At 39.1% G+C, this 9538-nt stretch carries 8 protein-coding genes; all 8 read right to left on the bottom strand.

Going from position 1 to position 9538, the window contains the following annotated elements; genetic code table 11:
* Nucleotides 1-360, bottom strand: a 360-nt coding sequence (locus GSA01S_RS07815; protein WP_157064802.1) for a CHAP domain-containing protein, incomplete at its 3' end; no start/stop codon positions are given.
* Nucleotides 361-804 carry a phage holin family protein gene (locus GSA01S_RS07810; protein ID WP_083513267.1) on the bottom strand — a complete coding sequence of 148 codons (444 nt, stop codon included), beginning with the start codon at nt 802-804 and terminating at the stop codon, nt 361-363.
* A gap of 39 nt (nt 805-843) precedes the next feature.
* The gene (locus GSA01S_RS10790) at nt 844-990 is read right to left on the bottom strand and encodes a CD1375 family protein (RefSeq protein ID WP_217994641.1); all 147 of its coding nucleotides are present in this window, start codon (nt 988-990) and stop codon (nt 844-846) included.
* Between the two features lie 4 nt (nt 991-994).
* Nucleotides 995-1420, bottom strand: coding sequence for a hypothetical protein (locus tag GSA01S_RS07805; protein WP_066126382.1), 426 nt, complete (start codon nt 1418-1420; stop codon nt 995-997).
* Entirely contained in the window at nt 1401-1568 is a 168-nt protein-coding gene (locus GSA01S_RS10785; protein ID WP_157064800.1) for a hypothetical protein, read from the bottom strand. Before GSA01S_RS10785 ends, GSA01S_RS07805 begins: the two co-directional genes overlap by 20 nt.
* Entirely contained in the window at nt 1543-6918 is a 5376-nt protein-coding gene (locus tag GSA01S_RS07800; RefSeq protein ID WP_066126381.1) for a glucosaminidase domain-containing protein, read from the bottom strand. Before GSA01S_RS07800 ends, GSA01S_RS10785 begins: the two co-directional genes overlap by 26 nt.
* A gap of 14 nt (nt 6919-6932) precedes the next feature.
* Nucleotides 6933-8072: a C40 family peptidase gene (locus GSA01S_RS07795; protein ID WP_066126380.1), complete on the bottom strand. Its 1140-nt coding sequence runs from the start codon at nt 8070-8072 to the stop codon at nt 6933-6935.
* Nucleotides 8072-9538: phage distal tail protein (locus tag GSA01S_RS07790; RefSeq protein WP_083513266.1), on the bottom strand; the 1467-nt coding region annotated here is incomplete at its 5' end. The genes GSA01S_RS07790 and GSA01S_RS07795, both read right to left, overlap by 1 nt.

The raw sequence follows: 9538 nt of genomic DNA, 5'->3' as shown, positions 1-9538 counted from the left end.
GCCATTGACCGCATACACAATCCCAATGTGATTAGCAAATCCGTTGCGCTGTCCGCCCCAGTGGAACGTTACTAAATCGCCTTTTTGCGGACGTTTTAAACCTAACCAAATGCCTTTTGATTTAAAGATAGCTTTGTGTCGCTCCACACCGCATTCACGTCCGATTAAGCTAGATTGCCCTGCTTTATCGAAAACGTGTGTAACGAAAGCATCACACCAGTCATCATCATATTTCACTGGATATCCCATAGGAATAGGTTTGACCTTATTATAAGCGTCAATGATAGCCTTGTGCTGTGCTGAATACTTTCGTACGTTTAAATAGCTTTGGGCGATATTTAATACTTTATTAACTCCCATTTACTCATCCTCATTTCCTTGTTTTAAATGTGCTTTATCAATCGTCATTTTGACATTATTAATGTCAATCTCGGTATGCTGTCGATTCAACTTATCAAAATACTTACTCACAAAATCAGGTAGTGGTACACCAGCTTGTCCTAAGTTTTCGATAATGCTGATGCCATAAGTCGCTATGTAAAATAAAATAAATGATGTAGCTATCGGTCTAAAGCCTAACACAGCCAGTAAAGGGCAAACACTTAACACTAAAACCACCACTAATAAGTGTTTAATCAACCCTTGCAGTCCTTTAGTAGAGTTAGCCACATTACCAATAAAAGATTTAGAGTACCCCGTAACAAAATCCATTACTACCATCCAACCGAATATTAAAACATATGGGTTTTGATGAATGGTTAACATTTCTAACATTAATTTTTCAATAAAATTTTCTGTGATCATCTATTCTCTCCTTTCAATAAAAAGAGCAGGCGATTAAGCCTACTCCTCTACTGGTACCAAGTTACCGTCAACCATCTTATAACCCATAACCAATAACTGCTCGTCAACTTGGTCTTTTAATAATTTAGGTACACGATTGTAGGTATATCTACCTTCAACGATATTTAAAGCCATTAACATTGCCATCAACTTACTCACCTCCCTCAATCTCTGTATTAGTTTCTTCATTAGCATCACCTTCAAGTGTCGTTAACCTCATCTCATGGTCGAATAGCATTTCTGTTGCTTCAATCACGCTCCCTTGGGTGATTTCTGCTTCTTTCTTAATGTTATTAACCGTCGACTCACCATCAGCCACCATTGCTTTGTATTTTTCAACCAACGATAGCATTTCGTTTTTGACCTTTTCCACAGTATCAACTGCTTCCGAAATAAACTTACCTTCATATCTCTCACGATAAAACTGGTTCATTACTCGGTCAATCAGTTCTGCTTCGGGCAACTCCGATAAGTCCACATCAAATCGCACGGAGATGATATTCAAATCTGGTTCATTATCTTGGACGCTCACTCGGTATTGGTGACCGTCCCAAAATCTACTCGTTGCTTTCAGCATGATGTTCCTCCAATTCTTTTATACGTGCTTTCAATTCTTCGTTTTCTTGTTGTAGTTCTTGTGCCACTACTAAAGCATTGTTCTTATTAATCGTTTCCTGTGCTAGCTTTAATGCCAGTTCTTCAATGGTGATTTCTAAGTGTTTCATTCTGTTCCTCCAGTTCTTTTACTTTACGTTCTAACTCTTGTATCGCTTTTGCACTCGTATAAATTAATCTCAACACATCAACTGCTTCTGTTTCTTCGCCAATTACTCTAAACTTACCACTATCCTGTGCAATCAATCCAACGTCTTGATGACTTCCGTCCGCTTTCTTGTCAAATTGCACGAACTCTAGGTTTCGGATTTCGTCCAATGCCTTGACTTTGGAAGCTTCGATATTTTCTTTAACTCGTCTATCGGATTCATTTCTTAATCTACCAGGCGATTTAATCCATAAGTCACCTCGCTGAATCGTCATACCGTTGTAAATTTGCACACCCTCGTAAAAATACGATTGTGGCTGTCCTTTACTATCGATATCAAACTTGACGTAATGTCGCCATTCTGTACCTGAGCTAGGTGCTGGTTTAACTGTCTTAGTGACCATAACCACAGACCCTGCTCTCAGATTAGGTGTTGAAGTCCAACCGTTTAAGTTTTGCAAGTATTTTGAGAACTCTAGCCATCGCTGATGATTGACGTTACTTGAATTGTAGCTAGGGTGTATGCCTAATCTGATGATGCTATCAACGATTGATGACCAACCACCGCTTACGTTTGCTGATGTAACAGTATAGCTTTTACCGTCGACCACTTGTGATGTCACTTGCATATTTCTAGCGATTTGGAAACCACTAGACCCTTGGGGCATATATACACCCATTTTCTTACTACCGTCAGCGTCCGATAAAGCCACACCAAAATAACCTTGATTTTGAGTAGGATTGTAAACTTGTAATCGACCGTTCCCGAGAACGATATAATTACCGTCTGATGAACGAGAACGTAATTCTGCATTGTTGTTTAACGAGATAAATTCTCCGTCCGTGTTCGTTACATTAATACCAGTTCCGTCAACGGTAGTTCGTGAGTTCAATCCGTTAAATCCAGCTGTTATTAATTCCGCATGATTAGCTGTGATATATCGTGCATCAAAATTAACAATCTTCCCATTACTTGCATCTATCTGCCCAATTTGAGCAGTACCGATTTGAGCGTCACCAATCATACCTGATTTAATCCATGCGCGCTTGGTTGCTAGGTTTTGTGTGGCTAGGTCGTTGGTGAATAACTTTTTGAATAGCGCGTTATCTGCCAAAATGTGGTCTGATTTAACGACATTTGAGGTTAAGCCTTTCGTGACGATATCGCTTGAGTTCAATCGTGCTGTGTCGATAGTACCTGATGTTATTTTCTTAGCGGATAGATTGCCGATATTACCTTCGGGCACGATAAAGCTTGAAGTCATGTTCACTAGACCGTCAAGTGTGATTAAACTACCTTTCAAACGTATTCCGTCTGTGGTAGCGTTGATTGCGGTCTTAATATCGTTTCCAGATTTTAAGGTTAATGCCCATGAATTTGCTAATTGAGTGACTTGCGATTTAGTGTTTGATACATCAGCATTCTTCGACACTTCCTTTTGAAACAGACTATTCGTCATGGTGATTTTAGCGATATTCGATTTGATTTTCGCTTCAGTCGTACCAATTGTCCGTTCATACAGACTAGTCGTTTCTTTGACGGTTTGGAATTCTGTTTTTGTTACGTTGTCTTCTGGAGCTTGACTCCAATCTGTAGGTTTATTACCCCTTTCAATCTTTAATGATTTAGGTAAGAAATAAAAAGGATATTCTACTTCCATCCAGAAGTGATTGGTTTCTACATAATCATCTATCTGTATTGTTGGAGCTTGTACGTAGAATATGTTATATGTTGGGACTCCAGCCTTACCTACGACCTTTGTTTCACTCCAAGCACCCCACGGTACTTTAAATCTCACTTTAGAGGTGGTTGAATTCCACGATTGACCTATAAAACTTACAGCGAAAATATCGCCTTGTTTAATGGTGTCATTGATTGCGAATTTAATTAAGACAGTTCCGTTCACATCTCCGACTTTTAACCATTTTGAACCAGACAGTGCATACTCGCTTTCTGGATTATTGGTAATTAGAGGAGGTAAAGGTTCAAATGTTTCAGTATTACTAAGTAGGTTTCTAGTACCAATTTGTAAGTTATCAACTTTCCCTTCAACCACCTTTGTTAAATTAGTCGTTATTTCCCCCGCTTTTTCGGTAATTTTAGTATCGACATAAGTGGTTGGTGCATAGTTGGATAGGCTTCTTTGGATTTGAGTAGCAGTCTGTTCAACCTTGCTGATACGACCGCCATCTCCGTCAAGGGCAGTTAATCTACGTGTATGTTCAGTAGTAGTAGAGGTTACTTCGTTTTTATACGATTTAAATTCACTTTGTTTTAAAGTGTCCTCTAATGCCAACTTCCAATCAGAAACAATTAACCCCTTTTCTATTTGTGGGTGCCAATAAGTAAAATTGACAGTTGAACCAACAGTTGTAGAAATTGTGAACTGATTAAAAGACTTACTTCCAGTTTCTGGGACATAATCACTTAATACTACCCTTTTTAATTCACCACTTTTAACTACATCTCCACCAACGTTACCGTTTGAATTGACGGTAATATCGTTTGCTCCATCATTTTTAAAATAAATAGAATATGTGTAAGGCTCTCCTTCTTTCACATAAGCGTCTGGGTCTGTTGCACTAGGTCTACCTGTAGAAAGTGTTGCAAACACTGTGTGGCTTCCAGTAGTTCCAGTAACTTTAATAGCGTCTGACGCATGCCATTCTGGAACTTCAATTCCATGAGTGTGTGTTAAGTTCGAACCTTGATATGGATAAAATTCTCTAGTTTCACTACCAATTATTAAGTTTCTACCACCAACTCCACCATCAATCTTCCCCTCAACCCTTGTTAAGGTTTGACTATACCCATCAACTGTTTCCTCGTACGACTTAACCTTAGCAGTCAAGGTTTCATTGGTACGACTATAATTAGCAACTTCCGACTTGTAGCCATCAACCGTTTCCTCATAGGACTTCACTTGTGTACTTAACGTTCCAGCTGTGTCCAATGCTTCTTGGGCTTTAATCACACTGTCACTTGCTTGTGTTTTAACTTCACCTAGTTCGGTTTTGACAGTTCCTAAGTTCGCAATCGCATTCTCACTAACTTCTTTCGCTGTCTTAGCCAAGTCCTCACTTGCCCCAGCTTTCTGTAACGCCGATTGTGCATTCTGCTCTGCTGTTTTGATAGATTGTTCCAGTTTTTCATTGGCTTTGTTAACTACTTCAAACTTGCCTTCAATAACTTGTTGTCGTTCTTCATCTAACCGTTCTGCTTCTGCCTTTGCACTTTCCAAAGCTTCGGTGATTGCTTGTTCGGTTTCGGTGCGTTCGGTGTCGAACCGATCTAAAACGGTGTCGATTTCTTTTTTGATTTTGACTTGTGACACCATTTTCTTCATGATAGTTCGAACTAAATTCCCTGCATCATCATAGATTCTACAGATAAAGTTGGACTCTTCTCCTTCAATATCCTTATCAGATACATTTAACGTCATACCGTTTTCGGTCTTTGATAATATCTCATTATAGTGTTTATCGGATTCTGCATTGTTAGATTGTCTTTCCCATCTAAAATCCGAATAGTGTTCAGTGACGTTTTCGCCTTCTACTTCAACATCAGCAATTAAGGTGGTTTCGGAATCTTCAGTGGCTAACACAAGGCCACCCATTGAATTTAAATCTGATTCAAGTATTCTCTCCTTGTAATCAGTATCTAACTTGTCCCGATTCTTTCTCAGTTCTTCCTGAATAAGCAAAGTTGTCGGTTTCTCAAAAGGTTTCACTTCGACTACATTCGTAATCACGACTTCGTTAAATTCAGGATTAGTTTGAGATGTCGTGATCTCACTAACTCTGGCAGTGATATATCGTGGTGGATTAGATGCCGTATCAACGATAGTTCCTTCTGCACCGATTTCAATTCCTTTCGGTAATTCCGATAGGACTACGCGATAAGTTGCTTCAGGTTCACCACGATTCATCATATCCCGACAAGCTGCCATGAATAGGTCTAGTCCCTTTAATTCACTACTTTCAAAACGACCTTCAAGCCAATCGGCTTCAGTTGCTCCCGTTTGGGGGTTATACGCATTATTAGCTGATACATTATAGATATAATTGGATTTTCCGTCGGTGGACAGTCCTTTAAATTCTGTTTGGATCACTTGCTTAACTTTGTTTTCGTCTGTGTATTCAAGTTTTCCATCTTCCGATAATTTAAAACCTTTAATACCTTCAAATTGCATGGTGGTAGTTTCAGCTACTGATGAATCAAAATCTCCGGTGGACATTTCATAGACACCTTGCACAATTGCTTTGGCATGATTAAAATACCCCATGTAAGTCATGTGGATATCATCAGAACCGTAATACTCTTTTCTAAGTCCACCCACCATGTCATACCAACCTAAAACGAACGCATTCTTATGACGAGTTGCTGCTTTACGCATTTCTTCGTTAGCAGACAAGTTATGTCTAACAGCTGATGCTGTTTCAACCCATAATACTTTACGTTCCGTTCCGCAAATTGACATAAAGGTATCAATTTCACCGGCTGTAAGTCCTCTGTTAGTCCCCAATATTACGACTACGTTATCTTTTAATTTACCTGCATTCTTCATGTTTTGAAGAGATACAGTTCCGTTTAAACTTGAATCAGAATGAGTGATTTGACGACTACCTTTAACGTCGTAATTTGAATTTGGAATCAGTTTAACTAAATGCGGTTCAGTTCCGACACCCAATGAATCACCTATAACTGAAACACCTGTTTGCTTACTAAAAGCACGACCAGCTTCTGATAGGTCACCACCTACAATTTTAGATTTAGGTTGTAGATCAGAGACAATTTCAACGTCTTCTGATGCAGTAGGCACTGACCCGTTTTGAGCTTCTGTATCCCACTCGTACAATTTATACTTTTCAATAATATTGATTAGTTTAGATGCATAATCCGGATCAGTGGCGTAACCTGCTGCTTTGACTGCATAACAAGCTTTTTTATAATCCGTTTCACCAATGACCGCTTTATAATTTGACTTGCGCCATTCGGTTGATGTAAAGAATTTAGCGTGATCTGCTACAGAATCGTTAATGTCATCATATGCTCTAAAATCTGCATTGACCGTGGTCCATGACCCGTTTAGATATTCTTTAGTAGGCATCTTAACGACTCGTCCCGTCCAATCAGCTGATGCCTTGATACCAAATTGATTGTTATGTGGTGCTCTTGCTAAAGAGCTTGTACCCCAACCTGATTCAAGTGCTGCTTGCGCACCAGTCAAAGAAGCGGGTATGCGTTCTTCAATCCAACCACGGATAGCACCTGCTTTGATGGAATCTAAATATAGACTTCCTGTTGTCATTCTCTACCTCCTTTCTATCGAATCACACGCACAGCGCCGACTATCTTCATTGAATTGGCTTTTTGAGTTAAACCTACCGGATCACCTGCATGAATCACAGAGTTAGGCGCATCTAAAGTTGGTCCTAAGTACAGTCCTACATGATTCCAATCACCAGGGTATGTATAGCCAGTGTCGTACATAATTAAATCGCCACGTTTCAATTCGCTCGTTTTAATTACTTTAAACGGTGCATACTGTTGTTTCATTGTGTAGGTTGTGGCTCTGTGATTAATTTTCACCCCTGCCGCTTCAATACACGCTTGCATGTAGCCTGAACAGTCCCATGATGGATTACCATTTCCACCCCATTGATACCGTCTACCTAACTTCTTAATTTCAAATGCTTTAGCAATCATGGCTTCAGCAAAAGTGTCTTTAGTCGGTTCTATTGGTTTAGGTTTGGCTTTTAATTCTTTCAAATTAGCCACCTTACTTGGGTCAAATTTAATTTGAGCGCCACGAACTAATGTTTTTGTGGCCATGTTGTAAATATCGACTGTTCGTTCTAAATTTTCTACCACATCATCAGTTGAAATTCTAAAGGCTTCTTTTGATTCGTTACGTTTTTTTAAAAAGTTAACATAAAGCTTAGGAGCTGTTCCTGGAGTAAATTCAACCCCAAAATCGAGTTCCACATTGAAAGCTGTCGCAATCTCTCTTAGACGTTCTAACCGTCTTTGAGTAGACCTAAATTCCAACTTCATTTCAGTATCTGATTCATTAATATTAATTTCCCATTTAGTCCCCTCAAGTGCTTGTTTAGCATAAAACGATAAGCGTTCTGGTGAGTGATTAATGTTGATTGCATCCACAAAACCATTCAACATGGTGATAGTGGTGTCTTCGCAGTAAACAGTTTTGTTAAAAGTATCTTCTGTGATGCTAGTAATGGTCATCAAAAGTTCTTTTCCGTTCCTTTTTTTAAAATAAATCATGTTCCCGACTTCCAAATGATGGTGTCGTGGAATGACCTTGTCTGTTTTAAATTCAAAAGTATAAAGACCACTCGCTAGAGTAGTCTTTAACCTGTCTTCGTAAAAGTTGATACCACCTTCAGAATCATTTGAGATGATATCCACCGCGTTAAAATTTCTGTCAATGATTCTAATCATTAAGATAGCCACCTACTTTCATGTGTCACTGTTACTTCAGGCAATGTCGCCCATTCTGAATAATCGATTGCTAATTGAGTTGGACCACCGTCAATTGAGAAGAACCGACTATCGACATCTAACAATCCTGATGCGTTCGCTCCATTTAATAAGACTTCGTTCGTTTCGGTATTGATATAGAGATGGTCACCTGTCGTGAATACATTCTTAATATCAAGTTCCGATACATCATGTGTCCGTTTGACCAAAATATTATCAACTACAAATTGGCTATAAGGTTTGCTCGTGTGCCATTTAGCCTGCCAGATAAAGACTTTAGTTGCCTTTAATTGTGCTAATTGATTGTCAATAGTGGAATATTTAACACTTGATGGAACTCGTGAAATGGATGTATTACGTGATTCTTTAATGTCACGTTCATAAATCCAATAAATTGGCCAACCGCCATGATCTAAGCGATAAGCTTTAGAACCTTCTTTACCAGTTCTAACGCCACCAATCACATACGTTAAATCATGATAGCCTTTTTTAATCGGATGACCTGTTTCAGCATGTGTACATGACTTAGAAATATGTACTTTCATACCAACTCTTAACGTTTGGCCAGTTGTTACTACTGTTTTATCAGAGTAAACTTCCCAACTTAAACTATTGCCTTTCTTGACCATACGAATACGACCGTCTAAAGCTGATAATTTGCCAGTATGGATGATTTTAGAAGATTTTGCTCCACTATTAGTTGGTACTTTAAATGTGACGGTCAATTCATTTTTTCCAGAATTGATGTCATAGATAGAAGTTGACATGATAGGTACGTTATTAGCGTCCATAACGACCATTAGTAGTGCGCATGTATTGTTTAAATCGCCAGCATTCGACATGGCCACTTTACTGCTTAAATCAAAGTTATCTGCTTCAATTCCGATTGCCCCTGCTTGAAATTCTTTAGTAACGGCATGGCCATTCCAGTAATAGGTTTTAGATCCAGGTGCATTAAGTACCATACCGACTGAATCAGCTTTACCAGTTCCAGCACTACTCATTTTGATGTAGTCAGGAATCCAAGTTTCAGCATTCGTGATTTTCGTCCAGTTTGATAATGACGAAGTCGTAAATTCATCTTGTAGTGCCACTTCAGTTGACGGTAGTTGAATCGTATCTTCTTGCTTTGGATTGCCCAAAGCTAAGAAGCCATTAGGACCGACCAAACTAACATATCCACAATCTGATTTAAACTTAACGTCAAAGATTGGCTTAGTCGGTGCGGTGCCTGTATTTTCCACAATGCCATACTGACCATCAAATTGTGTTTTGGTGTAGCCTTTCATATCCCGCCAGTAGTAGTTAGGACTTATCATCCGTAACTTAGCTTTCCCGGCAACATATGAACTGCTTAGCTTCACTTCTCCGTCCATGATGGTCATGATGTATCTATCAGGACGATTGCTAAACCATAGTTCTTTTGG

Source organism: Globicatella sanguinis NBRC 15551, assembly GCF_001552295.1.
Classification (GTDB): domain Bacteria; phylum Bacillota; class Bacilli; order Lactobacillales; family Aerococcaceae; genus Globicatella; species Globicatella sanguinis.
The sequence above is the reverse complement of the archived record's forward strand: the minus strand, read 5'-3'. Positions and strand labels throughout refer to the sequence as shown.